This window comes from Cellulomonas sp. WB94 (genome assembly GCF_003115775.1).
In the GTDB taxonomy this organism is placed as follows: Bacteria; Actinomycetota; Actinomycetes; order Actinomycetales; family Cellulomonadaceae; genus Cellulomonas_A.
The window spans coordinates 2671253-2695933 of record NZ_QEES01000002.1 but is presented as its reverse complement, the minus strand read 5'-3'; the positions used below and the strand labels follow the sequence as shown (position 1 = coordinate 2695933).

At 71.7% G+C, this 24681-nt stretch carries 23 protein-coding genes, 2 tRNA genes, 1 other RNA gene and 1 riboswitch; of the genes, 13 read left to right on the top strand and 13 right to left on the bottom strand.

Going from position 1 to position 24681, the window contains the following annotated elements:
- Window positions 1-178 precede the first annotated feature (178 nt).
- The gene (locus DDP54_RS13545; RefSeq protein ID WP_197711399.1) at window positions 179-1342 is read left to right on the top strand and encodes an ROK family transcriptional regulator; all 1164 of its coding nucleotides are present in this window, start codon (window positions 179-181) and stop codon (window positions 1340-1342) included.
- 469 nt (window positions 1343-1811) lie between these two features.
- Here DDP54_RS13545 and rnpB read toward each other — a convergent pair.
- An RNA gene (rnpB, locus tag DDP54_RS13535) (RNase P RNA component class A) lies at window positions 1812-2196 on the bottom strand.
- A gap of 61 nt (window positions 2197-2257) precedes the next feature.
- On the opposite strand from rnpB, the gene DDP54_RS13530 reads away from it, so the two are divergent.
- The gene (locus tag DDP54_RS13530; RefSeq protein WP_109132176.1) at window positions 2258-3034 is read left to right on the top strand and encodes a peroxide stress protein YaaA; all 777 of its coding nucleotides are present in this window, start codon (window positions 2258-2260) and stop codon (window positions 3032-3034) included.
- 17 nt (window positions 3035-3051) lie between these two features.
- Here the strand turns inward: DDP54_RS13530 and DDP54_RS13525 are convergent, their stop codons facing one another.
- From DDP54_RS13525 to DDP54_RS13495, 7 genes are all read right to left on the bottom strand, one after another.
- Window positions 3052-3795 carry a histidine phosphatase family protein gene (locus DDP54_RS13525; protein ID WP_109132175.1) on the bottom strand — a complete coding sequence of 248 codons (744 nt, stop codon included), beginning with the start codon at window positions 3793-3795 and terminating at the stop codon, window positions 3052-3054.
- Window positions 3795-4535, bottom strand: coding sequence for a hypothetical protein (locus tag DDP54_RS13520; protein ID WP_109132174.1), 741 nt, complete (start codon window positions 4533-4535; stop codon window positions 3795-3797). The genes DDP54_RS13525 and DDP54_RS13520 overlap by 1 nt, the downstream gene beginning before the upstream one ends.
- Entirely contained in the window at window positions 4532-5746 is a 1215-nt protein-coding gene (locus DDP54_RS13515; RefSeq protein WP_109132173.1) for a Nif3-like dinuclear metal center hexameric protein, read from the bottom strand. The genes DDP54_RS13520 and DDP54_RS13515 overlap by 4 nt, the downstream gene beginning before the upstream one ends.
- Window positions 5747-5767: 21 nt before the next feature.
- Window positions 5768-6817 (bottom strand): zinc-dependent alcohol dehydrogenase family protein, encoded by a 1050-nt coding sequence (locus tag DDP54_RS13510; protein WP_109132172.1) that lies wholly within the window; start codon window positions 6815-6817, stop codon window positions 5768-5770.
- 42 nt (window positions 6818-6859) lie between these two features.
- Window positions 6860-6933 (bottom strand) — tRNA-Val (locus DDP54_RS13505).
- 37 nt (window positions 6934-6970) lie between these two features.
- On the bottom strand, window positions 6971-7453 hold the full coding sequence (locus tag DDP54_RS13500; RefSeq protein ID WP_242448406.1) for a peroxiredoxin: 483 nt from the start codon (window positions 7451-7453) through the stop codon (window positions 6971-6973).
- Window positions 7450-7872: a DUF3052 domain-containing protein gene (locus DDP54_RS13495; RefSeq protein ID WP_109132171.1), complete on the bottom strand. Its 423-nt coding sequence runs from the start codon at window positions 7870-7872 to the stop codon at window positions 7450-7452. The genes DDP54_RS13500 and DDP54_RS13495 overlap by 4 nt, the downstream gene beginning before the upstream one ends.
- A 317-nt stretch (window positions 7873-8189) precedes the next feature.
- Between DDP54_RS13495 and aceE the strand changes: the two genes are divergently transcribed.
- Window positions 8190-10934 carry a pyruvate dehydrogenase (acetyl-transferring), homodimeric type gene (gene aceE, locus DDP54_RS13490; RefSeq protein WP_109132170.1) on the top strand — a complete coding sequence of 915 codons (2745 nt, stop codon included), beginning with the start codon at window positions 8190-8192 and terminating at the stop codon, window positions 10932-10934.
- A 56-nt stretch (window positions 10935-10990) separates the two neighbouring features.
- Here aceE and DDP54_RS13485 read toward each other — a convergent pair whose 3' ends face one another.
- Window positions 10991-11677, bottom strand: coding sequence for a hypothetical protein (locus tag DDP54_RS13485; RefSeq protein ID WP_109132169.1), 687 nt, complete (start codon window positions 11675-11677; stop codon window positions 10991-10993).
- Between the two features lie 122 nt (window positions 11678-11799).
- Here DDP54_RS13485 and DDP54_RS13480 point away from each other — a divergent pair, with 122 nt between their 5' ends.
- The 5 genes from DDP54_RS13480 to fabF all read left to right on the top strand — a co-directional run bounded on the left by DDP54_RS13480 (window position 11800) and on the right by fabF (window position 16837).
- On the top strand, window positions 11800-13062 hold the full coding sequence (locus DDP54_RS13480; protein WP_109132168.1) for a helix-turn-helix domain-containing protein: 1263 nt from the start codon (window positions 11800-11802) through the stop codon (window positions 13060-13062).
- Window positions 13063-13157: 95 nt separating this feature from the next.
- The gene (locus tag DDP54_RS13475; protein WP_109132167.1) at window positions 13158-14129 is read left to right on the top strand and encodes an ACP S-malonyltransferase; all 972 of its coding nucleotides are present in this window, start codon (window positions 13158-13160) and stop codon (window positions 14127-14129) included.
- Window positions 14126-15133: a beta-ketoacyl-ACP synthase III gene (locus DDP54_RS13470; protein WP_109132166.1), complete on the top strand. Its 1008-nt coding sequence runs from the start codon at window positions 14126-14128 to the stop codon at window positions 15131-15133. The genes DDP54_RS13475 and DDP54_RS13470 overlap by 4 nt, the downstream gene beginning before the upstream one ends.
- A 95-nt stretch (window positions 15134-15228) precedes the next feature.
- Complete coding sequence (locus DDP54_RS13465; RefSeq protein ID WP_109132165.1) at window positions 15229-15477, top strand: acyl carrier protein; 249 nt, start codon at window positions 15229-15231, stop codon at window positions 15475-15477.
- A 115-nt stretch (window positions 15478-15592) separates the two neighbouring features.
- A complete protein-coding gene (gene fabF, locus DDP54_RS13460) occupies window positions 15593-16837 on the top strand; it encodes a beta-ketoacyl-ACP synthase II (RefSeq protein WP_109132164.1) in 1245 nt (414 codons plus the stop codon).
- Window positions 16838-16945: 108 nt separating this feature from the next.
- On the opposite strand, the gene DDP54_RS13455 is transcribed toward fabF, so the two are convergent.
- Window positions 16946-17446, bottom strand: a complete 501-nt coding sequence (locus DDP54_RS13455; RefSeq protein WP_109132163.1) for a DUF3145 domain-containing protein — start codon at window positions 17444-17446, stop codon at window positions 16946-16948.
- Between the two features lie 153 nt (window positions 17447-17599).
- The gene (gene def / locus DDP54_RS13450) at window positions 17600-18085 is read right to left on the bottom strand and encodes a peptide deformylase (RefSeq protein ID WP_109132162.1); all 486 of its coding nucleotides are present in this window, start codon (window positions 18083-18085) and stop codon (window positions 17600-17602) included.
- A 159-nt stretch (window positions 18086-18244) separates the two neighbouring features.
- Between def and DDP54_RS13445 the strand changes: the two genes are divergently transcribed.
- From DDP54_RS13445 to DDP54_RS13435, 3 genes are all read left to right on the top strand, one after another.
- Window positions 18245-19006, top strand: a complete 762-nt coding sequence (locus tag DDP54_RS13445) for an ATP-binding cassette domain-containing protein (RefSeq protein ID WP_109132161.1) — start codon at window positions 18245-18247, stop codon at window positions 19004-19006.
- 71 nt (window positions 19007-19077) lie between these two features.
- A complete protein-coding gene (locus DDP54_RS13440; RefSeq protein WP_109132160.1) occupies window positions 19078-21213 on the top strand; it encodes a YhgE/Pip domain-containing protein in 2136 nt (711 codons plus the stop codon).
- Window positions 21214-21225: 12 nt separating this feature from the next.
- Complete coding sequence (locus DDP54_RS13435; protein WP_109132159.1) at window positions 21226-21849, top strand: TetR/AcrR family transcriptional regulator; 624 nt, start codon at window positions 21226-21228, stop codon at window positions 21847-21849.
- Window positions 21850-21932: 83 nt separating this feature from the next.
- Here DDP54_RS13435 and DDP54_RS13430 read toward each other — a convergent pair whose 3' ends face one another.
- Window positions 21933-22133, bottom strand: a complete 201-nt coding sequence (locus DDP54_RS13430) for a BldC family transcriptional regulator (protein WP_109132158.1) — start codon at window positions 22131-22133, stop codon at window positions 21933-21935.
- Between the two features lie 49 nt (window positions 22134-22182).
- Window positions 22183-22257: riboswitch (cyclic di-GMP riboswitch) on the bottom strand.
- 185 nt (window positions 22258-22442) lie between these two features.
- Here DDP54_RS13430 and DDP54_RS13425 point away from each other — a divergent pair.
- Window positions 22443-22655 (top strand): hypothetical protein, encoded by a 213-nt coding sequence (locus tag DDP54_RS13425; protein ID WP_109132157.1) that lies wholly within the window; start codon window positions 22443-22445, stop codon window positions 22653-22655.
- A 1351-nt stretch (window positions 22656-24006) separates the two neighbouring features.
- Window positions 24007-24330: a hypothetical protein gene (locus DDP54_RS13415; protein WP_109132155.1), complete on the top strand. Its 324-nt coding sequence runs from the start codon at window positions 24007-24009 to the stop codon at window positions 24328-24330.
- 251 nt (window positions 24331-24581) lie between these two features.
- On the opposite strand, the gene DDP54_RS13410 is transcribed toward DDP54_RS13415, so the two are convergent.
- Window positions 24582-24655: transfer RNA gene (locus DDP54_RS13410), tRNA-Ile, on the bottom strand.
- Window positions 24656-24681: the final 26 nt, after the last annotated feature.

Here is a 24681-nt window from a genome sequence, read left to right as displayed (position 1 = left end):
GGGTTCGACCCGAGTTATCGTCATGTAGGTATTAACCCATGCGGCACCTTGAGACGTCAAGTGCCGCGAACATGCACCACTTGGTCAGATTCGGCGGTTCAGAGTCCACTCGCTTATTCCTGTTGCGGTACTATGAGACCTCGATCGCGCGACTGCTCACCCTCAAGGAGGAGACCTGGTGCCCAGCAACAGTGCTGCCTGGAGCCCCCTGTCCGACTCAGAGCGGCGGGTCGCGCTCGAGGTCCTGCTGCACGGGCCCCTCGCCCGCATCGAGCTTGCTCACCGACTCAACCTGTCCACCACCAGCCTGACCCGACTCACGCGGCCGCTGGTCGAGTCGGGACTGCTGCGAGACGCCCCCGAGACGGACACGACCGCTCGAGCCAACGGCAGGCCGATGCGACCCCTCGACATCGATCCCGAGCTGCAGCACTTCGTCGGCATCAAGCTCACCGGCAGCAGCGTCTACGGCGTGCTCACCAATCTGCGGGCCGACGTCATCGAGACTCGTCGGGTCGACCTGTCCAGCCCTGAGCCCGCCGACGTCGCGGACGTCATCACGCGGCTGGTGGCAGAGCTCGGCACGTACACCGACGAGATCACGGCCATCGGCATCGGGCTCGGGGGCGCCGTGACCGGCTACACGCACGTCTCACGCGCACCCTTCCTCTCGTGGCGCAACATCAACTTCGCCGAGATGGTCCAGGACCGGACCCAGCTGCCCACGGTGATCTCGAACGACCTCGACGCCCTCATGGAAGCCGAGCACTGGTTCGGCGCCGGCCGCGACGTGCGCAACTTCGCCACCCTCACGATCGGCGCCGGCGTCGGCGGCGGTCTCGTCATCAACGACAGCCTCGTCGTCGGCGTCGATGCGGGACTCGGGCTCCTCGGCCACTTCCCGCTGGACCCCCTCGGTCCGCCATGCCCCGAGGGCCACCGCGGTTGCGCGCACGCTCTTCTCTCGCTGCCCTCGATCCAGACCCAGGCCTCTCTTGCCCTCCGCCGCCCGACCAGCTACGACGACGTGCTCGACCTCGCCGTGTCCGGCGACCCGGTGGCCGACCGGATCGTCGGCAACGCAGCTCGCGCCTTCGGCGTCCTGATCGCCGCGGTCGCCAACATCGCGCTGCCGGAACTCGTCCTCCTGACGGGTGAAGGCATCCGGCTCGCGGACGTCGGCTGGGAACGCCTCCAGGACAGCATCCGCGAGAACCGCAACCCCGAAGCCTCGAAGGTCGACGTCCGCGTCATCGCCGACGACCCGATCCTCTGGGCGCGAGGAGCGGCCGCCGTCGCCATCCAGCAGGCGGTCCTTGGTGGACTCGACACAGCCAAGTGATCGCAACACCTGGATGGCCCGTGGCCAGGTAGCGTCCGCTCAGGTCTCAGATCGGGCCCATGGCGCGGGCTGATCTGGTTTCGAAGGCCCACCGATTCGCCGTCGACGTGGCCGGCCGATCGGTTCAGCGCGACTATCGACTGTGGAGGCAGCACTCACGGGACGCAGAGCTCCGCAAAGTTGAATTCTGGGCTGACGGCCCCGGAGCGCAGCTCGTGGCGGCCGGCGCCCAGTGCGAGCAGGCTGCTTGCCAGGCTTGGCCGGACACAGCATTCTCCCTGGGGTCGACGAGCGGCTCGGACACTCCTCGGCGGTCGAGACCCTCGACACGTACAGCCACCTGTGGCCGGACTCCGACGACCGCACTCGTGAGGCGGTCGACTCTGTCCTCGCGCCTGCACCTGCTGCGGACTCCCCGCGGACCGGGGATGGTCAGATGTAGCGTCCTCGCAGGTCAGCGGCTCATGTGCGGATGAGCTGGCCGATACGCCGGGTTCTGTGCCCGCGCGCGGTTGCCCCCGCGCGGGTGACGGCCATCCATCTACGACGTACGTTGCCGCACGCCTCCAGCGGCCTACCCGGGAGCTCGGGCGAGCAGCCCTCGAACGCTCCCTGTCTGGCCTTGCTCCGGGTGGGGTTTACCTAGCCGCACCGGTCGCCCGGCACGCTGGTGGTCTCTTACACCACCGTTTCACCCTTACCCCGCTCACCCCGAAGGGCGGGCGAGGCGGTCTTCTCTCTGTGGCACTGTCCCGCGGGTCACCCCGGGTGGGTGTTACCCACCACCCTGCCCTGTGGAGCCCGGACGTTCCTCGGCGAGCCCGAGGGCTCGACGCGGCCGTCTGGCCAGCTCATCCGCGCGCCCAGCCTAGCTGTCCGGACGGGTGGCGTCCGACCGCGGCCTAGAGTCGTCGGGTGCTCGTGCTCCTGCCGCCCTCCGAGGGCAAGACAGCTCCCCTCGCCGGCGCGTCGCTCGACGTCGCAGACCTCTCGTCGCCCGGGCTCGGCCCGATGCGGGAGAAGGTGCTCGACGCGCTGATCGACGTCAGCGCACGGCCCGATGCGGTGACGATCCTCGGTGTGGGTGCGAGCATCGCTGCGGAGGTCGCCCGCAATTCGGGGCTGCGGAGCGCCCCGACGGCCCGCGCCGACCGGGTCTACTCGGGCGTCCTGTTCGCTGCCGCCGGCCTGTCAGGGCTCACGCCGGTGGCTCGCGCGCGAGCAGAGGAGTCGGTGCGGATCTTCTCGGGCCTGTGGGGCGTCACCACGCCGGGCGATCGCATCCCCGCCTACCGGCTGTCGATGGCGACCGACCTGCCCGGCATCGGACCGCTCGCGGCGGCCTGGCGCGACGAGCTGGCTGCCGTCCTCGACACCCGGTCCGACGGCGACCTCGTCGTCGACTGCCGTTCGGCCACGTACCTCTCGGCGTGGCGTCCACCACGCGGCGCCACGTGGGTCCAGGTCCGCGTCGTGCGCGAGCTCGCCGGGGTCCGGTCGGTCGTCTCGCACAACGCGAAGCACGCCCGTGGGGTGCTCACCCGGCACCTGCTCGCGCGCCGGCGGAGCTCCCCCGTCGACGCGGACGGTCTTGCGGCGGCCGCGAGCGAGCTGATCGGCGAGAAGTGGGTCGCGGTCGAGCTCGGTCCGGTGGGCCGCGGTGCGCGCGTGCTCACGCTCGTCGTGCACTGAGCCACGGGCGAGACGCCTCAGGCGCGCGCGGCCCAGCCCTCGCTCGGCGCTCCGGCGACGGCGACCTCGCTGCGGCCGTCCTCGAACAGCCGCACGATGCTCAGGGACGCGGGAGCGACCCGCAGCTGGCTCCACGACGACGGCTGCGCGCCCATCGCGATCCCGAGCGCGGCCCGGATCGAGACCGCATGGCTGACGACCACGACGGTGCGGTCCACTCCCCCGGCGAGCAGTGCGCCGAGCGCACCGCGGATGCGGACGCCCACGTCGGTGATCGACTCCCCGCCCGGCGGACGCACGGTCGCCTCGAGGTGCCACGGCCGCAGGGTGCCGGGCCAGCGCTCCTCGATCTCCTCGGCGGTCAGCCCCTCCCACGCCCCGAAGTCGGCCTCCTTGAACTCCGGCACCGTCCGGACCTCGAGACCGAGCTTCGCGCCGACGACAGCGGCCGTCTGCTGCGTGCGGACCATCGGCGAGGCGACGAGCTCGCTCGGGTAGGGGATGTCACCCCACAGGTCGCGTCCGACCCGGTCGACGAGCACCGCGGCGGCCGCCGCCTGCACGCGACCCTCGTCGTTGAGCGGCGGTCCGGGCACGGACGACCCGGAGTACCCGCGGGACAGCGTCATCGTGGTGGACCCGTGCCGCACCAGGACGACGGTGACGGGCTCCGCCGCGTCGAACCGCACCCCGGCGCCCGACGGCCGGGCGGCGCGCCGAGGGGCGCCGCCCGCTGCCGGGGAGACCCCGGCGTCCGCCATCAGAAGGCGTCCTCACCGCGCACGAGGATCCGTCCGGAGTCCTCGCAGAAGACGATCTCCTCGGGCGGCAGCGCCTTGATGCGCGCGAGCTCGGTGCCCGGGACCATGAGTCCGCTGCCCTCGGAGCGACCGTGCCGCAGGGCGGCGACCGCGACACCGCCGAGGCGACCGCGCATCTTCTCGTAGAGGGCCAGCAGCTTCTCGTCGAGCGGCGCTGCCTTCTCGGCGCGCTGCGCGCTCACGAGGTCGGCGTCGGCGTCGAGCTCAGCGAACGCCGCATCGCGCTCGGCCACGACCTCGTCGCGCTGCGCGACCAGGGCGTCGTGCGCTGTCGTCAGCTCGTTCAGCACGGACTCGTGGGCCTCGAGCCGCTCCATCACCTCGAGCTCGACCTCCTCGAGCTCCGCCTGTCGCCGGCCGAGCGAGGCGAGCTCGCTCTGCAGCGCCTGCAGGTCCTTCGGGGTGCCGCTGCCCGAGTCGAGCCGGGTCTGGTCGCGCGTCGCGCGGGTGCGGACCTGCTCGACGTCGCTCTCGGCCTTCGCGACGGCCCGGCGGAGGTCGTTCGCGGCGGTCCTGGACGTCACGAGGGCCGTCTCGAGGTCGGCGAGCTGGCTGTCGAGCTCGATGAGTCGCGCGAGCGCGGGGACGTTCGCGCGGCGGTGCGCGATCTGGTCGAGGCGCGTGTCGAGGGCCTGGACCTCCAGGAGCCGGCGCTGGGCCTCGGGGGGTGCTGTGGTCACAGGGGGTTTCCTTCCGACTGCATCTGAGGGCTCGGCACCCGCGCGGTCCACGGATCGGTGCGCTGCGTGCTGATCCGGGTCTCCACCGTAGTGCCGTCGGCCGCGAGGGCCGTCGCGAGATCGGCGGCCGCGAGGCTCAACCAGGGCCACTCGGAGGCGAAGTGCGCGACGTCCACGAGGTAGGGCGGACTCGGCTGACCGGGCGCCGCGTCGAACTCGGCACGCTCGCGCAGCTCGGACGCCGGGTGATGGCGCAGGTCGGCCGTGAGGTACGCGTCCGCGCGCGCCGCCCGGACCTCGTCGAACAGCGAGTCGCCCGACCCACCGACGACCGCGACCCGCACGACCCGGGCGTCCGGGTCACCCGCGAAACGCACACCCTGGACGGTCGCGGGCAGCGCGGCGGCGACCCGCTCGGCGAACCCGCGCAGCGTCGTGGGCTCCGCGAGCCGGCCGACGCGCCCGATCCCCGTCGGGCCGTCCCAACGTGCGAGCTCGAGCACGTCGAACGCCGGCTCCTCATAGGGGTGCGCGGCACGCATCGCCGCCACGACGGCGGAGCGCAGCCGCCGAGGGGCGACCATCTCGACCCGGGCCTCGACGACCGTAGCGATCTCGCCGGATCGACCCACGGCGGGCCGGGCGTCCGCCGACGGCGTGAAGGTGCCCTCGCCCGTCGTGGTCCAGGCGCAGCGCGTGTACGCGCCGATCGCCCCCGCCCCCGCGAGCGCCAGCGCGTCGACCACGCGGCCCGCGTCCGCGACCGGCACGAACACGACGTGCTTGTCGAGGGCCTCGGCCGCGATCGGCTCGAGCGGCTCCAGGTCGACGAGGCCGACCATGGCCGCGAGCGCCTCCGCAACACCGTGGGGCGCGGCGTCGGCGTTGGTGTGGGCGGCGTACAACCCGATCCCCGACCGGATGAGTCGGTGCAGCAGGGCACCCTTGAAGGTGGTCGCCGCGACCGAATGGACGCCCCGCAGCAGCAACGGGTGGTGGGTCACGACGAGGTCCGCCCCCCACGCGACGGCCTCGTCGACGACGGCGTCGACCGGGTCGACCGCGAGGAGCACGCGACGTACGGGCTGCGCCGGGTCGCCCGCGACGAGCCCCACGGCGTCCCACGACTCGGCTGTGCCGGGTGGGTAGAGCCGGTCGAGCACGCCGACGACCTGGGCGAGCGTGGGCGCTGCTGTCCGGTGGTCCGTCACGGCCTGAACGCTACCGTCGGTCTACGGCAGGAGCATCGACTTGATCGCGCGCCGCTCGTCCATCGCCTTGTACGCCTCGGACACGTCGTCGAGCGGGACGACGAGGTCGAAGACGAGCCCCGGCTCGATCGCGCCCGACCACACGTCGCCCATGAGCTCGGCGATGTACGCACGCACCGGCGCGACGCCACCGAGGACCCCGACGTTCGACGAGAACATCTGCTGGACGGGCAGCTCCGGCCCGCCGGCCGGGACGCCGACGTACCCGACCCGGCCGCCGGGACGCGCCGAGTTGAGCGCCTGCTGCATCGACTCCTTCGTGCCGACGCACTCGAGCGCGGCGTCCGCGCCGACCCCGTCGAGCAGGTCCATGACCCGCGCCACCCCCTCCGCGCCGCGCTCGGCGACGACGTCGGTCGCGCCGAACCGCACCGCGAGGTCCTGGCGGGTCGCGTGCCTCGACATCGCGATGATCCGCTCGGCGCCCAGGCGGCGTGCCGCGAGCACCGCGCACAGCCCGACTGCGCCGTCACCGACGACGACGACCGTCGAACCCGGCCGGACGCCGCCCGCGAGCGCGGCGTGGTGGCCGGTGCCCATGACGTCGCTCAGGGTCAGGACGCTCGGCAGCAGGGCCGCATCCGGGTGGTCCGGGGTCGCGACGAGCGTGCCGTCCGCGAGCGGCACGCGCACGTACTCGCCCTGACCGGCGTCGGAGGGGATGCCGTCGTGGTCCGGCTCGCCCCACCAGCCGAGCTGCGAGCACGACGTGTGGACCCCGTTGCGGCAGTGCACGCAGGTGTTGTCGCTGATGGTGAACGGTGCGACCACGAACTGGCCGGGGCGCAGCGACCGGACGCCCGCACCGACCTCCTCGACGACCCCGACGAACTCGTGACCGATCCGGTGCGGGGCCGCGGTGGGCCGCACCCCGCGGTACGGCCACAGGTCGGAGCCGCACACGCACGCCGCCACGACGCGCACCACGGCGTCCGTCGGCAGGACGATGCGGGGGTCAGGGACCGTCTCGAGGCGGACGTCGAAGGGGCCATGGATGAGGGTGGCGCGCACGAGCTGGCCTTTCGCAGGACGGTCGGTGGGTGCCGTGAGGGGTGGGCCCGGCCGGGCTCGAACCGGCGACCTCCGCGGTGTAAGCGCGGCGCTCTGACCAACTGAGCTACAGGCCCCTGCGACGGTGAACCAGACTACCGGCGCGCAGGTACGTCAGAGCAGGGCGAGCGCCGTCCGGTACGCCTCGAGGTCGCGGGCCTGCGTGCGGGGGTTGACGAGCGCCCAGCGCAGCACCCCGCCCGAGTCGATGAGGAAGCTGCCGCGGATCGCCACGCCGCGATCCTCGTCGAACACGCCGTAGGTCCGCGCGATCTCGCCGTGCGGCCAGAAGTCGGAGAGCATGTCGAAGCCGTACGCCTCCTGCTCCTGCCAGGCACGCAACGAGTAGGTCGCGTCGCACGAGACCACGAGCAGGCGCACGCCGGAGTCATCGAACAGCTCGATGTTGTCCCGGAGCGCGCACAGCTCGCCCGTGCAGGTCCCCGAGAAGGCGAACGGCACGAACACGACGACGACGGGCGTCCCGCGCAGCTCCGAGAGCCGCACGGGGGTGCCGTGCGTGTCGATCGAGGCGAAGTCCGGAGCCGGCTTCCCGAGCTCCGGGACGACCTGCTCGCCGACGGGCGACACCGTCACTTGCCGCGACCGCGGTTCCCGAGCCGCGTCGCCGACCAGTCCGGTGCGATCGAGAACGTGCTCGTCGCGTGCAGGCCGGCCGTCGTGGCGGCCTCCTCGATCTCGGCGTGGTCGATGTGACCGCCGCGACCTGCCTTCGGTGTGAGGACCCAGATCACGCCACCGTCGTCGAGGACGGTCTTGGCGTCGACGAGGGCGTCGGTGAGGTCGCCGTCATCCTCTCGCCACCAGATCATCACGCCGTCGGTGACATCGTCGTAGTCCTCGTCGACGAGCTCGTGCCCGGTCGTCGACTCGACGGCGGCACGCAGCTCGCTGTCGACGTCGTCGTCGTACCCGAACTCCTGAACCACCTGACCCGAGATGAATCCGAGGCGAACCACAGCCTGCGAGGCTGCGTCGCCCGTGGTGCTTGCCACGTGCTGACCTGTTCCCTTCCGTCGCGACCACCCCGGACGGGCGATCTGTCGGTGTCCGCAAACCGTAGCCCACCGCACCGGGTCGCACCGAGGCAAGACCCTCACGGGCTCGGCGTGGCGTGGTTCGCCCGCGCGTGTCGCCGACGTCACGTCGGCCCACGGCCCTCTCGGTGTGACTTCCGACGACACAGGGGCAGAGAATGGTTCGACTACCCGCTCCCGATGGCGCGCGCACCTGTGCAGCGCCGCACGGCTCGGGCCGAGCCGCCCCCCCAGGTCGACCGACCGGTGGGTGCACGAGAGACGAAGGAGCGCACGTGGCTTCGACGGACGACAGAGGACCACTCATCAACGGTCTTCTCAGCCAGGTCCCGGACATCGACCCCGCCGAGACTGGCGAGTGGCTCGACTCCTTGGACGGCCTCATCGACGACAAGGGCGGCCCGCGGGCCCGCTACGTGCTGCTGAACCTGCTGAAGCGGGCGCGGGAGCGCAACGTGACGGTCCCGACGTCGATCAACACGCCGTACGTGAACACGATCGGCGTGCACGAGGAGCCGTACTTCCCCGGCGACGAGGTCATCGAACGCCGGTACCGCTCCTGGATCCGCTGGAACTCGGCGGTCATGGTCACGCGGGCGCAGCGCCCCGGGATCGGCGTCGGCGGTCACATCTCGTCGTACGCGTCGGTGTCGACGCTCTACGAGGTCGGCCTCAACCACTTCTTCCGCGGCAAGGACCACCCCGGCGGCGGCGACCAGATCTTCTTCCAGGGCCACGCGTCGCCGGGCATGTACGCCCGCGCGTTCCTCGAGGGTCGCCTGTCGGCCCACCAGATCGACGGCTTCCGCCAGGAGATGTCACACCCGGGCGGCGGCCTGCCGTCGTACCCGCACCCGCGCCTCGCCCCCGCGTTCTGGGAGTTCCCGACGGTGTCGATGGGCCTCGGCCCGGCGTCGGCGATCTACCAGGCCTGGACGAACCGCTACCTGCACCTGCGCGGCATCAAGGACACGAGCCAGCAGAACGTCTGGGCGTTCCTCGGCGACGGCGAGATGGACGAGCCCGAGAGCCGCGGCATGCTGCAGCTCGCGGCGCAGCAGGGCCTCGACAACCTGACGTTCGTCGTCAACTGCAACCTCCAGCGCCTCGACGGCCCGGTGCGCGGCAACGGCAAGATCATCCAGGAGCTCGAGGCGCAGTTCCGTGGCGCCGGCTGGAACGTCATCAAGGTCATCTGGGGCCGCGAGTGGGACGTCCTGCTGAACGCGGACAAGGACCGCGCGCTGGTCAACCTCATGAACAACACGCCCGACGGCGACTACCAGACGTTCAAGGCGAACGACGGCGCGTACGTCCGCGAGCACTTCTTCGGGCGTGACCCGCGCACCAAGGCGCTCGTCGCGAACATGACGGACGACGAGATCTGGGCGCTCAAGCGGGGCGGCCACGACTACCGCAAGCTCTATGCCGCCTACGCCGCGGCATCGGCGCACACCGGTCAGCCGACCGTCATCCTGGCCCACACGATCAAGGGCTACGGCCTCGGATCGGGCTTCGCGGGTCGCAACGCGACACACCAGATGAAGAAGCTCAAGGGCGCCGACCTCAAGACGCTGCGGGACACGCTGCACATCCCCTTCACGGACGAGCAGCTCGACGCGGACCCCTACCTCCCGCCGTACTACCACCCGGGCGAGGACGACCCCGCGATCCAGTACATGAAGGACCGCCGCAAGGCGCTGGGCGGGTACCTGCCCGAGCGGCGCTCGACGCACGTCGAGGTCACGCTGCCCGACGAGAAGGTCTACGACCAGCTCGCCAAGGGCTCGGGGCACCAGGAGGTCGCGACGACCATGGCGCTCGTGCGCCTGTTCAAGGACCTCGTCAAGGACAAGAGCTTCGGCAACCGGGTCGTCCCGATCATCCCCGACGAGGCACGGACCTTCGGGCTCGACGCGATCTTCCCGAGCGCCAAGATCTTCAACACCCAGGGTCAGCACTACGTGCCGGTCGACAACGACCTCATGCTCTCCTACCGGGAGTCCGAGGCCGGGCAGATCATGCACACCGGGATCAACGAGGCCGGTTCCGCGGCCGCGTTCCAGGCCGTGGGCACGTCGTACGCGACGCACGGCCAGCCGCTGCTGCCGTTCTACTTCTACTACTCGATGTTCGGCTTCCAGCGCACGGGCGACCAGTTCTGGGCGGCGGGCGACCAGATGACCCGCGGCTTCCTCGTCGGGGCCACGGCCGGTCGCACGACACTGACCGGCGAGGGCCTGCAGCACGCCGACGGGCACTCGCCGCTGCTCGCCGGCACGATGCCGCACGTCGTGCACTACGACCCGGCGTACGGCTACGAGATCCGGCACATCGTGCGCGCGGGGATCGAGCGGATGTACGGGCCCGACCACGGCCAGGACCGCGACGTCATCTACTACCTCACGGTGTACAACGAGCCGATCCTGCAGCCCGCCGAGCCGGCGGAGGTCGACGTCGAGGGCATCCTCAAGGGCATCTACCTGCTCGCGCCGGCGCAGGGTGACGGGCCGCGTGCCCAGATCCTCGCCTCGGGGGTAGCGGTCGGATGGGCGCTCGAGGCCCAGCAGCTCCTCGCCGACGACTGGGGCGTCCGGGCCGCGGTCTGGTCGGTCACGAGCTGGAACGAGCTGCGCCGCGACGGCCTGAAGTCCGACGACCAGGCGTTCCTCCACCCGGGCGAGGAGCAGCGCGAGGCCTATCTCACGCGCAAGCTCGCGGGCGCCGAGGGTCCGTTCGTCGCGACGACGGACTTCGACCACCTCGTGCCCGACCAGGTGCGCGCGTGGATCCCGGGCAGGTTCGCGACGCTCGGTGCTGACGGCTTCGGCTTCTCGGACACCCGTCCCGCGGTGCGCCGGCACTTCAAGATCGACGGTCCGTCGACCGCCGTCCGGGTCCTGCAGGAGCTCGAGCGGGCAGGTCAGGTCGCAGCCGGCTCGACGGCTCAGGCCATCGAGCGGTACCGGTTGCACGACGTGACGGCCGGGACGTCCGGCAACGCGGGCGGCGAGTCCTGATCGTCTGACCGCTCCGCGCCATCCTCGTCGAGGGGGTGGCGCGGGGCGGTGCGTCGCTACGGTGCGACGGGTTTCGCGTCTGCCGCGGCGATCAGCTGGCTGAGCTCGGCCCGCAGCGGTCCGACCGCCTTCTGGTTCGGGTACAGGTCGAGCGCCGCGAGGTGCAGCTTGGCGTCGAACGTGCGGCCTGCCTCGATCGCGGCCAGGACGAGCTGACGGGCGTTCTCGGGGTCGTGCTCCCGCGGACGCCAGTGCCCGACGCCGAGGGAGAGCGCCTCGACGGGCAGGCCGACCTCGCGGAGCAGCTGGAGGCCCACGACGAGCGCCTTGCCCGACGGGTCGCGCTCGGCGGCTGTCGTCAGCCGACGCAGCATGCCCTCACGGTCGTCATGCACGGACAAGCGGGCGACCTCGATGAGGGGGTACCACGCCCGGGGGTTGCCGGCGAGCTCTTCACCCAGGGCCCAGACGGCCAGGTCAGCGGCACGCTGCTTCTCCGGGTCCTCCAGCGTGGCGGTCAACGGGTCGTCGTCGGGGCCGGTCCCGGCAGCGCGTCGACGGACGATCTCCGCGAGCGCCGAGAAGGCCCGCTCGTTGTTGGGGTCGTCGCTCAGGACCGATCGCAGAGCGTCCTCGTGAAGCGTGTCACCGCGCCTCGGCGCGGTGGAGGGACGACGCGCGCCGACCTTCGATGCAGACGGCGGTCGCCGCATCAGCTGGCGAAGTCGGGGCAGAAGGGCCATGACGCGACCATAGCCTTTGCGGCGCCCCGCCACCTGTCCCACGGTGTCACAGCGCGTGAAGATCGTGCGCGGCGACGTCCACATTTGTCGACCTCCTACAAGCCTCACCGTATGCTCGCGCCATGGCCACGGACCGAGAGCACGCCGCCCGCGCGGCAGACCAGCGCGCGCCCGCCGTCGATCCCGTCGGACCTGGCGAACCGTCGCGCCCACGGTCGGTCGGTGCCGCAGGATCACGGACCGGGACCGAGACGCTGCGGCGGGTGCGCGACGGCAACGGGCTGCTCGCGGCCGCCGCGATGCGCCGCCTCGACGAGGACCTCGCGTGGTACCGCGCGCTGCCGGCCGAGGACCGCTCGTGGGTCGGGCTCGTCGCGCAGGCGGGCATCAACGCGTTCGTCAGCTGGTTCTCGGACCCGTCGACACCGCCCCACGGCGTCGGCGAGATCTTCGCGGCCGCGCCGCCCGAGCTGACCCGGTCGATCTCGCTGCAGCACACCCTGCAGCTCGTGCGCGTCGTCGTCGACGTCGTCGAGACCCACAGCGACCAGCTCGCTGCGCCGGGCGGCGAGCGCGACCTGCGGGAGGCGGTCCTGAGGTACTCGCGGGAGGTCGCCTTCTCTGCCGCCGAGGTGTACGCACGGGACGCCGAGGTCCGGGGCGCGTGGGACGCGCGCCTCGAGGCCATCGTCGTCGACGCCCTCGTGCGAGGAGAGGTCGACGACTCGGTGCGCTCGCGCGTGGCTGCGCTGGGGTGGAGCGGACGTGGCTCGACGCTGGTCATGGTCGGCACGACGTCGGCCCCCCTCGACGACGTGCGGGCAGCGGACCTGCGCCGGGCGACGCAGCGGGCGGCCGACGACGCGCTGGTCGGGATCCTGGGTGACCGGCTCGTGGTGTTCCTCGGCGGCGACGGCGACCTGCAGGCGGGTGCCCTCTCGCTGCTCCCCCGGTTCGGCCCCGGCCCCGTGGTCATCGGCCCGCCCGCCGGGCACCTGGCCGATGCGGCCCGGTCCGCACGCGCCGCACTCGCCGGACTGGTTGCCGCGCCGGCGTGGGCCGAGGCGCCGCGGCCGGTCCAGGCCGACGACCTGCTGCCCGAGCGCGTGCTGGTCGGTGACGTGACGGCTCGACGCGCCCTCGTCGCCCAGGCGTACGTTCCGCTCGCCGCGAGCACCGGGTCGCTGCTCGAGACCCTGACCGCCTACCTGGGCGCGGGCCGTTCGCTCGAGGCCGCCGCGCGCATCCTCTACGTGCACCCCAACACCGTCCGGTACCGCCTGCGCCGCGTCGCCGACGTCACCGGATGGGACCCCCTGGACCCGCGTGAGGCGTACGTCCTGCAGACGGCGCTCGCGATCGGGCGTCTCGGCGAGGACGCCTGAGGCCGCCGGTTCTTGTCGGTTAGCGACAACAGGCTCGGAGAAGGTTCGTGCGAGCCCGCTTCGGCCCCGGGGCATCGGCCTGGCACAGTGGACGCGTGCTCGCCATCGTCTGCCCCGGTCAGGGCTCCCAGTCACCCGGCATGCTCGCACCCTGGCTCGAGCTCCCAGGGGTGGGTGAGAGGCTCTCCGGCTTCTCGACCGCCGCGGGCGTCGACCTCGCCCGGCACGGGACGACCTCCGATGCCGACACCATCCGCGACACGGCTGTCGCGCAGCCGCTGATCGTGTCGACCTCGCTGATCGCCCTCCGGGTCATCCTCGGCGAGAGCGCGCCGGCCGACGTCGCGGCCGTGACCGCCGGGCACTCCGTCGGCGAGTTCACCGCTGTCGCCGTCGCGGGGGTCCTGCCCGACGACGAGGCCGTCGCGCTCGTCACGGCACGCGCGGCGGCCATGGCCACGGCGGCAGCGGCCGTGGCGACGGGCATGTGTGCCGTCGTCGGCGGCGACGCCCAGGAGGTCCTTGCGGCGATCGAGGCGGCGGGCCTGGTGCCCGCGAACGTCAACGGTGGCGGCCAGGTCGTCGCGGCGGGCGACCTCCCGGGCCTCGAGCGGCTCGCGGCGAACCCGCCCGCGCGGGCACGCGTCATCCCGCTGCAGGTGGCCGGGGCGTTCCACACCCCCTTCATGCAGTCGGCCCTCGACGCGTTCGCTCCCGTCGCCGCCGCTCAGCGTCCTCGCAGCCCTCGCCTGCCGCTGCTCTCGAATGCGGACGGCGCGGCGTACTCCGGCGGCCGCACCGGGCGCGGCTCCGGCATCGACGTGCTGAGCCGTCTCGCCCAGCAGATCGTCGCCCCGGTCCGGTGGGACCTGTGCCAGGAGGCGTTCGCCGCCCTCGGCGTCACGGGGATGCTCGAGCTCGCGCCAGGCGGTGTGCTCGCCGGGCTGGCCCGGCGTAGCCTGCCCGGGGTGGAGACGGTCGCGGTGAAGTCCCCGTCGGACGTCGACGCCGCCCGAGACCTGATCGCCCGCCATGGGACCCCGCGCAGCCAGGAGACCGCCCTGTGACCCGACCGAACCTCACCCAGGCCACCGGCCCCGCGCACTCCCGCATCCTGGGGATCGGCGCCGCCCGAGGCGAGAACGTCGTGACCAACGACGACATCGCCGGCCCGATCAACTCGTCCGACGAGTGGATCCAGCAGCGCACCGGCATCGTCACCCGGCGCCGAGCCAGCCACGACGTCGACGTCCTCGACCTCTCCGAGGCCGCCGCCCGGCAGGCGATCGCCGCGGCCGGCCTGACGGGAGCCGACATCGACGCGGTCATCCTGTCGACCGTCACGTACTTCGAGCAGACCCCCGCGGGTGCCGCGGTTCTCGCGGACCGCCTCGGGGCGACGCCCGCGGCCGCGTACGACATCTCCGCCGCGTGCGCCGGCTACTGCTACGGCATCGGCCAGGCCGACGCCCTGGTCCGTTCGGGCGCTGCACGGCACGTCCTGGTGGTCGGTGCCGAGAAGATGAGCGAGTTCATCGACCCGACCGACCGCTCGATCTCGTTCCTGCTCGGTGACGGTGCCGGCGCGGCTGTCGTCGGGCCGTCGGAGTTCGCGGGCATCGGCCCGACCATCTGGGGCTCCGACGGGTCGCGCGCCAAGGCCGTCGGCCAGACGCACAGCTGGATGGAGCTGCGCGACAACCCCGAGCTCGGTTGGCCGACCCTCCGTCAGGACGGCCAGTCGGTGTTCAAGTGGGCAGCGTTCGAGATGCCCAAGATCGCCCAGCAGGCCCTCGACGCGGCGGGTGTCACAGCCGACCAGATCCAGGCCTTCGTCCCGCACCAGGCCAACATGCGCATCATCGACCAGATGGCCAAGCAGCTCCACCTGCCGGCGTCCGTCGTCATCGGCCGCGACATCGCCGACACCGGCAACACGTCGTCCGCGTCCGTCCCGCTCGCGACCCACCGCCTGCTCCTGGAGGGCGCCGTCCAGTCGGGCGACCTCGCGCTGCAGATCGGCTTCGGCGCAGGCCTCGTGTACGCGGCCCAAGTCGTCGTCCTGCCCTGACCGGGTCCCCACCCGGCGCCGGACGCCCACAGCGTCCGGCGACCACGAGCAGTACGGTTCATCGACCCAGCACCACCCACACCAAGGAGACACCGATGGCGAACAGCGAGCAGGAGATCCTGGCCGGACTGGCCGAGATCGTCAGCGAGGAGACGGGGCTGCCGACCGACTCTGTCCTGCCCGAGAAGTCCTTCACCGACGACCTCGACATCGATTCCCTGTCGATGATGACGATCGTGACCCTGGCCGAGGAGAAGTTCGACGTGCGGATCCCCGACGACGAGGTCAAGAACCTCGTCACCGTCGGCGACGCCGTCTCGTTCATCGCCAAGGCGCAGGCCTGACAGCACAGCACCACCGCACGACAGCGTCCGGGACCCGGTCCCTGGACGGAACCGCTCCGGCACCCGCCGGGCCGGGACCCGGACGCATCTCGTCCTCGCCGAACTGGAGCAGACCATGAGCCCCGTCATCGACGTCGTCGTCACCGGCCTGGGAGCCACCACACCGCTCGGCGGTGACGTCGCGAGCACCTGGCGCGCGGCGCTCGCCGGCGAGTCCGGCGCACGCTCCCTCGACAACGACTGGGCCGAGCGCTACGAGATCGCGGTCAGCTTCGCGGCCCAGATCAAGGTCAAGCCCGAAGAGGTGCTGCCGCGACCTGAGATCAAGCGCATGGACCCCTCGGCGCAGTACGCGATCATCGCGACGCGCGAGGCCTGGGCCGACGCCGGGAGCCCCGAGGTCGACCCCACGCGCCTCGGCGCCGTCGTCTCGTCCGGCATCGGCGGCATCTGGACGACCCTCGACGCCTGGGACACGCTGCGTGAGAAGGGCGGCCGGCGCGTCCTGCCGATGACCGTCCCGATGCTCATGCCGAACTCCCCCGCCGCCTACGTCGAGCTCGAGATCGGCGCCCGCGCCGGCGCCCACGCGCTCGTGTCCGCCTGCGCCTCGGGCGCCGAGGCGATCGGGTACGGCGTCGAGATGATCCGCTCCGGGCGCGCTGACGTCGTCGTGGCGGGCGGCACCGAGGCAGCCATCCACCCGATGCCCCTCGCGGCGTTCGCGGCGTCCCGCACCCTGTCGACACGCAACGACGACCCCGCGACCGCGTCGCGGCCGTACGACCTGCACCGCGACGGGTTCGTGCTCGGCGAGGGGGCCGGGATCGTGGTTCTCGAGTCCGCCGAGCACGCCGCCGCACGCGGCGCCCACGTGTACGCCCGGCTGGCCGGCGTCGGGCTGAGCTCCGACGGCTACCACATCACCTCCCCCGAGCCCGAGGGCCGCGGTCAGGTGGCGGCGATGCGCTCGGCCCTGACCGACGCCCGGCTGACGGCCTCCGACATCGTCCACGTCAACGCGCACGCGACCTCGACGGTCGTCGGCGACCTGATCGAGGCGCGCGCGGTGCGTGAGGTGCTCGGGGCGGCCGCCGACCAGGTCGCACTGTCCGCCACCAAGTCGATGACCGGTCACCTGCTCGGGGGTGCGGGTGCCCTCGAGACGATCTTCACGGTCCTCGCGCTCGCCGACCGCACGGCGCCGCCCACGATCAACGTGACGGACCCCGACCCGGAGCTCGAGCTGGACCTCGTGCGGGACACTCCCCGCGCGATGCGCACCGGACCGATCGCTGCGATCAACAACTCGTTCGGGTTCGGGGGCCACAACGTGGCCCTGATCGTCGCCAGCGTCTGACCTGTCGGGTCGGCCGACCCCTGCAGGTCAGGGGCCGGCCGGACTGGGCCAGTCAGCCCGACCAGGGCGAGCGGACAGGGCGAGCGGACCAGGGCGCGCCGATCAGGGTCAGCCGACGCGGTGCAGCCAGCGGACCGGTGCGCCTGCGCCCGCGTACCGGAACGACTCGAGCTCGTCGTCCCAGGCCTGGCCGAGGGCCAGGTCGAGCTCGGTCCGCAGCCGCGCCGGGTCGGCCGCGTGCTCGAGAGCCGCTCGGATGCGGTCCTCGGGCACGACGATGTTGCCGTGGACGTCGGTCTGGGCGTGGAAGATGCCGAGCTCAGGGGTGTGGCTCCAACGCGAGCCGTCCGTCCCGTGGCTGGCCTCTTCGGTCACCTCGTAGCGCAGGTGGGTCCAGCCGCGCAGCGACGACGCGAGCCGTGCTCCGGTCCCCTGGGCGCCCTGCCACGAGTACTCGGCGCGGTACATGCCGGGGGACGCCGGCTGCGGTGTCCAGTCCAAGGACACGCGTGCGCCCAGCACGTTGCCTGCCGCCCACTCGAGGTGGGGGCACAGCGCACGTGGCGCTGAGTGCACGAAAAGTACACCGCGGGTGATTGCACCAGCCATGTCGCCCTCCTTGACGGTTCGAGGTTCGTCTTCCCCAACGACCTCAGCCCGACGACAGGAAGATCACACGGTGTCGCGGCGTGCTGGGGACAGCATGCCCGACATCGCACCGTGAGCGCCAGTGCCGACGCGCGCGGCGCGCTGATCAGGGCCTCAGAGCTGCTCGCGGATGGCCCGCATGGCCTTCTTGCGGACCGAGCGCTCGAGCCGGTCGAGGTACAGGTGGCCGTCGAGGTGGTCGACCTCGTGCTGCAGGCAACGGGCCATGAGCTCGGTGCCCTCGACGACGACCTCACGGCCGTCGAGGTCCTCGCCGACGACGCGCGCGTACCAGGCGCGGCGCGTGGGGTACCACAGACCCGGCACGGACAGGCAGCCCTCGTCGCCGTCCTGGAAGTCGTCGGACAGCTCGACGATCTTCGGGTTGAGCACGTAGCCGACCTCGTCGTCGATGTTCCACGAGAACGCGCGGAGCCCGACGCCGATCTGGTTCGCGGCGAGACCGGCACGCCCGTCGTGGTCGACCGTCTCGATCAGGTCGGCGACGAGCGAGCGCACACGGTCGTCGATGGACGTGATCGGGTCGCACGGTGTCCGCAGGACCGGGTCGCCGACCGTACGGATCTCTCTCATCGCCATGCGCGGATTCTTTCACGCGCCGAGCCGCTGCGTTCCGAGGGCCACGCCGCGGCACCGGGACCGCGTGTGATCGACGGAACACGCCCGCGGTTGGGCTCACGGGTCGACGGGTCGTAGTCTTTGTACTGACCGGTCAGTTCAGCGACTATCGGAGGACTCGTGTCGCACGTCACCCCTACCCCGCACCTCGAGACGACGGACGAGCCGCAAGGGCCCCCGGCCCCGCAGTCCGCAGTCACCGCTCGCGAGCTCACGCTGCACACGCGCCGCGGTGCCGTCTACGGTCCCGTCGACCTCGAGGTCGCTGCGGGCTCTCTCGTCGTCGTGCAGGGACCGCAGGGCGGTGGCCGGTCGAGCCTCCTGCTGACCCTCGCCGGCCGCATGGTGCCCGACCGCGGGTCCGTGCTCACGGTGCTCGGGGAGTCGCTGCCGCGTCGCCGTCGTGCCGTCCAGGCCCGCGCGGCCGTCGCAGGTTTCGCGGGCGTCGACGACCTCGACGAGTCCGTCACCGTGGCCGCCACCGTCCGCGAACGCCTCGCCTGGTTGTCGCCCTGGTACCGCCGGGTCGCCCGCGTCGACCAGCGCACCTTCGCCGCCCTCGCCCAGCCCGTCTTCGGCGAGCGGCCGCTGCCGCGCGTCGACAGCCTCGTGTGGGACCTCGACGAGGTCGACGCGATGCTCCTGCGCCTCACGCTCGCGATGGCGCAGCACCCCGACCTGCTCGTGGTGGACGACGTCGACCAGGTGCACGACTCCGTCCGGCGCCAGACCGTGTGGTCCCGGCTCGAGGCGATCTCCGCCACCGGGACGACCGTGATCGCGTCGGTCGCGTCGTTCGACGAGGTGGCTCGCATGCGCTGGGACCACCGGCCCGAGCAGGTCATGCTCGCAACCGGCCCGCATGCCGTGCCCGCCACCTGAGCGCTCGGCGCCCTCCCCCGAAGCGCGTGGCCGCCCACGGCTCGCGCACCGAACCGTCTCGAAGGATCACCATGCTCGCCCTCACCTCGACCGGCACCGAGCTGCGCCGGTTCCGCCGCGGACTGCTGCCGAAGCTCGCCGTCGGCGCGATGATCTTCATCCCGCTGCTGTACGGAGCGCTCTACCTGTGGGCGTTCTGGGACCCGACCGGCCACCTGGACCAGCTCCCGGTGGCGCTCGTCGACGCGGACCAGGGATCGACGCTCGACGGTGTGGCGCTCCACGCCGGCACCGACGTCGCGACCCGCCTGCTCGACTCGGGCGACCTCGACTGGCACCTGACCGACGCCAAGGACGCCGCCGACGGCGTCGCGAACGGCACGTACTACTTCGCGGTGACCGTGCCGGCCGAGTTCTCGGCCGACATCGCCTCCGCGGGCGGCGCCGACCCCACCAGCGCACAGCTGCTGGTCACCTACAACGACGCCAACTCGTTCCTCGCCTCCACGCTCGGTCGCTCGGCGATGACGCAGGTCCGGGACGCCGTCGCCGCGACGATCGGCGAGCAGGGCGTCGACCAGGTCCTGGTCGGGCTCGGCTCGGCCCGCGACGGGTTCGCGCAGGCGTCCGACGGCGCCCTGACGCTGCGAGCGGCCGGTGGGCAGCTCGCCGACGGCGCGCAGCAGGTGGCCGACGGCGCCACGAGCGCCGCCACCGGCGCGGCCGCGCTCGCGGACGGCTCGAAGCAGCTCGTCTCCGGCTCCTCGGCCCTGACGGCGGGCGCCCAGAAGCTCGCCGACGGCGCGGGGGCGCTGTCGACCGGTGCGAGCTCTGCCGCGAGCGGCGCCGCGCAGGTGTCCGCCGGGGCGGGGCGCCTCGCCGACGGCGCATCCAGCGCTGCGACGTCGTCCGCCACGCTCGCCGCCGGCGCCGCGCAGGTGGCGACCGGGGTGCACAGCGCGACCGGCCAGGTCGGCCAGCTCGCGGCCTCGCTGCCCGCGCTGCAGACCGGGCTCACCTCGATCGGCGCCTACCTCGGCGCGCATGCGGCCGCCGGAGACACCACCGCAGCCCAGCTCCTGACCGGGCTGCAGTCCGCGTCGGCGGCCCTCCCGTCGACCGCGACCGTTGCCGCCATGTCGAGCCAGCTCGCTGCGCTCGACACCGGCGCCGGCAAGGTCGCTGCCGGTGCGACCCAGCTGAGCAGCGGGCTCGGCACGCTGTCGACGGGCGCGAACGACCTGCGCTCCGGCTCGGCCCAGCTCGCGGCCGGCACCCAGTCCGTCGCGGACGGTGCGGGCACCCTGGCGACGGGTGCAGGCAGCCTGGTCACCGGCACGTCGCAGCTCGCCCAGGGCACGACGAGGCTCGCCACAGGCGCCTCGGAGCTCGCGGCCGGCACGACCACGCTCGCCGACGGCGCGAGCCAGGTCGCCGACGGCACGGTCCAGCTCGAGGGTGGCGCGCAGACGCTCGCCGACGGCCTCACGACCGGTGCCGCGGCGATCCCCGACGACACGACCGACGTGCGCACACAGCGTGCGACGACCATCGCCTCGCCGGTCGCGCTCGAGTCCACCAGCGTCGCCGCCGCGCAGGGCTTCGGGGAGGGGTTCGCGCCCTTCTTCATCCCGCTCGCGCTGTTCGTCGGGTCCCTCATCACGTGGCTCCTGCTGCGCCCGCTCCCCTCGCGGGCGCTCGCCACCCCGGCGTCCGGACTGCGTGCGACGCTCGCCGGGTTCCTTCCCGCGATGGTCATCGGCATCGGGCAGGTCGCCGTCATGATCGCCGTCATCCACTTCGGCGTCGGTCTGCAGATGGCGACCACCGCCGGCACCATCGCGTTCACCCTGCTGATCGTCGCCACGTTCCTGGCGCTGCAGCAGATGCTGACCGCCGTGATGGGCCCGGCCGCGGGCAAGGTGGCCATCCTGGCGCTGCTGATGCTCCAGCTCGCGTCGTCCGGCGGCACCTACCCGGTCGAGACGACACCCGCGTTCTTCCAGGCGATCCACCCCCTGCTCCCGATGAGCTACGCCGTCACCGGGCTGCGCGAGGTCATCACGGGCGGGATGGACGCCCGGCTGTGGGGCGCCGTCGCCTACCTCGGCGCGGTGCTGCTCGGGTCGCTCGCGATCACGTCGTGGCGCGCCGGCCGGCTGCGCACCTGGAGCCTCGAACGGCTCCACCCGGCGATCAGCATCTGACAGGCTGCCACCATGGCGACCCACTCAGCTCCTGACCCGGCACCGGCTCCCCCGCTGGCGCCGGTGCCGGTCGCGACCGACCCCACCCAGCCGCGGCGGGACACCCGCGGGAGCATCGTCGACGCGGCGGTCGCGCTCATCGCCGACCGCGGGTTCTCCGCGACGTCGGTCGACGACATCGCGGCCGCGGCGGGTGTGGCGAAGGGCAGCATCTACTACAACTTCGGCTCCAAGACCGCGCTGTTCGAGGCCGTCATCGTCGAAGGCGTCGATCGCCTGACTGCCGCACTGCGCGCCTCCGTCGACGGCCTGGACGGGCCGGCCGCGATCGAGGCGATCGTGACGGAGCTGCTGGTCCAGGTGCAGGCCCACCCCGACTTCGCCAAGCTCGTCGTGGCCGAGGTGTTCCGCACGGGTCGCGACTGGCAGCACTCGATCCGGCAGGTGCGCGAGGAGTCGATGGCGGTGTTCGCCGACGTCGTCCGCGCGACATGGCCCGACCGCGACCCGTCGCTCACCGCGGCCGTGATCTTCGGTGCCACGCTCGTAGCCGGCCTGGAGTGGCTCGCGTTCCAGCCGCACCGCACCGCGGCAGACGTACGGTCAGCGGTGCTGGCCACGGTGCTGCCCGCCTGACGCACGCCGCGGGGCGCAAGCATCCCGGACACGACGACGGGCCCGGGGATCGCTCCCCGGGCCCGATGTCGTGCTGCGAAGAATCAGCTGTCGGCGCGCTGCTGCGGAACGCCGGTGAGGAGCTCGCGAACCTCGGCCTCGTGAAAACGGCGGTGTCCGCCGAGGGTCCGGACTGCCGAGAGCTTGCCGGCCTGCGCCCAGCGCGTGACCGTCTTCGGGTCGACGCGGAACATGACGGCAACCTCACCCGGGGTCAGAAGCTGGCCCGTGATCGGGGCGGACATGCCGGCGCGGTGAGAAGTGGTGAGAGACATGATGGGATTTCTCCTGTCGTTCGGTAGCTCGGCTGGCCCTTGAGGCCCCGTGGCTTTGCGTCCCCGCCTTGCGGCGGGTTTGCCCTTGTTCGCTGACGTGACGACTATGCCCGAATACGGACATCCGTGCAAGAAACGACCGGGTGAAAACGCACGATTCGCCCGCATGGCCGCATGAACGGTCAACGAGCCCGGTCCGCGTGGTCGTGGCACCGCGGGTGATGCGCGGCCCGCGTGCGAGCAGTGGCAGGCCGGGGTGCCCCCTGGGATGCTGTGGACATGGCGAACTTCATGCTGGTGGCGCGTGGCGGTGAGTGGGACGGCGAGACCGTCGAGGTCGATCACGACCCGCAGCCGGGCGAGACAGTCGCCTTCCCTCAGAAGGACGACCCGATGACCGGACCCCCTGTCGAGGTCGAGTACGTCGTGACCGACGCGGTGGAGACGCTCCCCGGGGGCGAGACCGCGCACGTCATGACGCTCGCCGGGTAACGGCGGGGCGCACAGCGGGCGTCGAGTTGCTGTGATTGCGTGCGGCTGGTGACCGGCTGGAAACCCGCCCGGGCACTTTCCAGAAGACGGTGCGCCGCGGTGCCCGAGACGACCGGGACGTCCACGTTTGGCGCCCGCTGCGGCACTCGCACCTGAAGTCAACAGCGATCGCGCGGACTCCGGCAGCTGTGCTTCGAACTCCGCGACCAGCAACTCCGGTTCCACGGAATGTGGCTGCCGCCCTCCGACGCCATCCCCCTCTGACATTCAAGGTGGCGTACAGGCGACGTTCGGGCACTCAAAGCCCATGCGGATCTGGCCGCTGCAAGGGGCCTTCAGCGGACACATGATGCCCTGTTCGTGGCCTCAGTAGTCACTTCTCGCAGACGACGCCATCACCGTCACGGTCGTTATACCAGGCGTACTCGGGATCATTCCCTTGCACGTAGTTGCCGTAGCCAGCGGCGATCGCTGCCTTGCAGGTGGCGAACTGCGGGTCGTTCGCGGACGTGGCAGGCGGTGCTTGGACGACAGGCGCAGGAGCTGCCGGAGCAGGTGCTTCTGCTGGCGCTGGTGCCACTGCCGGCGCTGGTGCTATTGCTGGCGCAGGTGTTGTTGCAGGCGCTGGCGCTGGCGCCTGGGTGGCCGGTGGATCGGCCGGGGCAGATGTCGTGCTCGGCTTAGCGGTCGGTGCTGGGGACGGCGCGGACGGTGTCGGCGTAGTCACTGGCGTCAGCGTTGGTGTCGGTGTCGCGCTCGTTGCATCCGGGGCTGTCTGCTCAGTGACCTGCTTGCCGCACCCTGGAAGCAGGGTCACAGCGAGCACCAGAAGGAACACGGAGATGATTGGACGTCGACTGCGCCACGCGCTCATGCCTCATAGATCGTCATTGTGTCCCGCATTCTTGAGCCACGGAGAGCTCGCACCTGACACTGCGTGCGGTGCCGACGCCCATGGTGGTTGCCGACCCCGTCACGCCAGGAACGAGATGCTGCCCTTCGCGGCCTCGGAGGACGATCAACGCATGGACACGTTCCTGCGGGCCGTCGCGCCGCTTGCCGCAGCGATCGCTTCAGTCATCGGTGTCCTTGTCGCTCTTGATCAGTTGACCCAGCGAGCTCGGATGCGTCGTATCGCCGAATGGTCGAAGCAACTCGCTGACGGGGAGCAGAGCATCAATCGTCGCGCTGCGCTGACCAAGGTGCGCACATGGGCGACAGCCGAGTTGGTTGCCAGCGTGATGGTTCCCGCACGGTTCTACTTGGAGAGCGCACTCTGGACTGTCTCCGTTCCCGTGTTGATCATCACGCAACTATCCGGGGCGTCCGGGCGGGCGCCGTTGCTCTTGGCATGCTTCACGGCATTGGCCTTGACCATTCAAGGGGCATCCGGGTGCACCGCGAGCGGCATCGGATCGCGTCCGAGTATTTCCGCGGCACGCCGGTGCCCGATCCAGATCTTGACCTCCTCCACCAGATGGACGGCGGAAGCCGCGCGGAGTTCGGCTGGAGCATGCTGATCGCCGCTGGAGTGATCGCGGTGAGTGTGGGGTCCCGCTCGATGTTCCACCAAGAGGCGACAATCCAGAGTCTCGTCGTCGTCATCGTCGGTTCGGGCCTCGGAGGCCTCGGGCTCGCTGGCGTCCAGCGCTCCACACCGCCCCTGCTGCGGTAGCGGCAGGTGGCGTATGCCCCACCGGTGGCCGAGCAGATGCTGACCGCGTCGAGTGTGGCCGCGATCGCTGTCAGCTGGACAACACGAGCGGACCGACCGGCAGTCATCGCCCTCGTGGGCGCATCTCCGTTTGGCCGACTCCTAAGCGACATCCGTGCCGCTTACACCCTCGCCGATAGTTGGCTGCTGCACTCCTGCTGCACATTGGCCTGTCGATCTTCGCCAGACGCGTGACTGTGCAGATCACCGGGTGGGCCAGGTGGGGCTTGAACCCACGACCCACGGATTATGAGTCCGCTGCTCTGACCGACTGAGCTACTGGCCCGCGAACGACCAGGCTACTGGGTCGCC

What these genes read in the sequence shown, in the direction of transcription:
- DDP54_RS13525 (WP_109132175.1), bottom strand. Translation starts at nt 3,795, where the DNA reads ATGGCGGACGCCGGGGTCTCCCCGGCAGCGGGCGGCGCCCCTCGGCGC.
- DDP54_RS13485 (WP_109132169.1), bottom strand. Translation starts at nt 11,677, where the DNA reads ATGGCCCTTCTGCCCCGACTTCGCCAGCTGATGCGGCGACCGCCGTCT.
- DDP54_RS13480 (WP_109132168.1), top strand. Translation starts at nt 11,800, where the DNA reads ATGGCCACGGACCGAGAGCACGCCGCCCGCGCGGCAGACCAGCGCGCG.
- DDP54_RS13465 (WP_109132165.1), top strand. Translation starts at nt 15,229, where the DNA reads ATGGCGAACAGCGAGCAGGAGATCCTGGCCGGACTGGCCGAGATCGTC.
- fabF (WP_109132164.1), top strand. Translation starts at nt 15,593, where the DNA reads ATGAGCCCCGTCATCGACGTCGTCGTCACCGGCCTGGGAGCCACCACA.
- DDP54_RS13455 (WP_109132163.1), bottom strand. Translation starts at nt 17,446, where the DNA reads ATGGCTGGTGCAATCACCCGCGGTGTACTTTTCGTGCACTCAGCGCCA.
- def (WP_109132162.1), bottom strand. Translation starts at nt 18,085, where the DNA reads ATGGCGATGAGAGAGATCCGTACGGTCGGCGACCCGGTCCTGCGGACA.
- DDP54_RS13440 (WP_109132160.1), top strand. Translation starts at nt 19,078, where the DNA reads ATGCTCGCCCTCACCTCGACCGGCACCGAGCTGCGCCGGTTCCGCCGC.
- DDP54_RS13435 (WP_109132159.1), top strand. Translation starts at nt 21,226, where the DNA reads ATGGCGACCCACTCAGCTCCTGACCCGGCACCGGCTCCCCCGCTGGCG.
- DDP54_RS13430 (WP_109132158.1), bottom strand. Translation starts at nt 22,133, where the DNA reads ATGTCCGCCCCGATCACGGGCCAGCTTCTGACCCCGGGTGAGGTTGCC.
- DDP54_RS13425 (WP_109132157.1), top strand. Translation starts at nt 22,443, where the DNA reads ATGGCGAACTTCATGCTGGTGGCGCGTGGCGGTGAGTGGGACGGCGAG.
- DDP54_RS13415 (WP_109132155.1), top strand. Translation starts at nt 24,007, where the DNA reads ATGCTTCACGGCATTGGCCTTGACCATTCAAGGGGCATCCGGGTGCAC.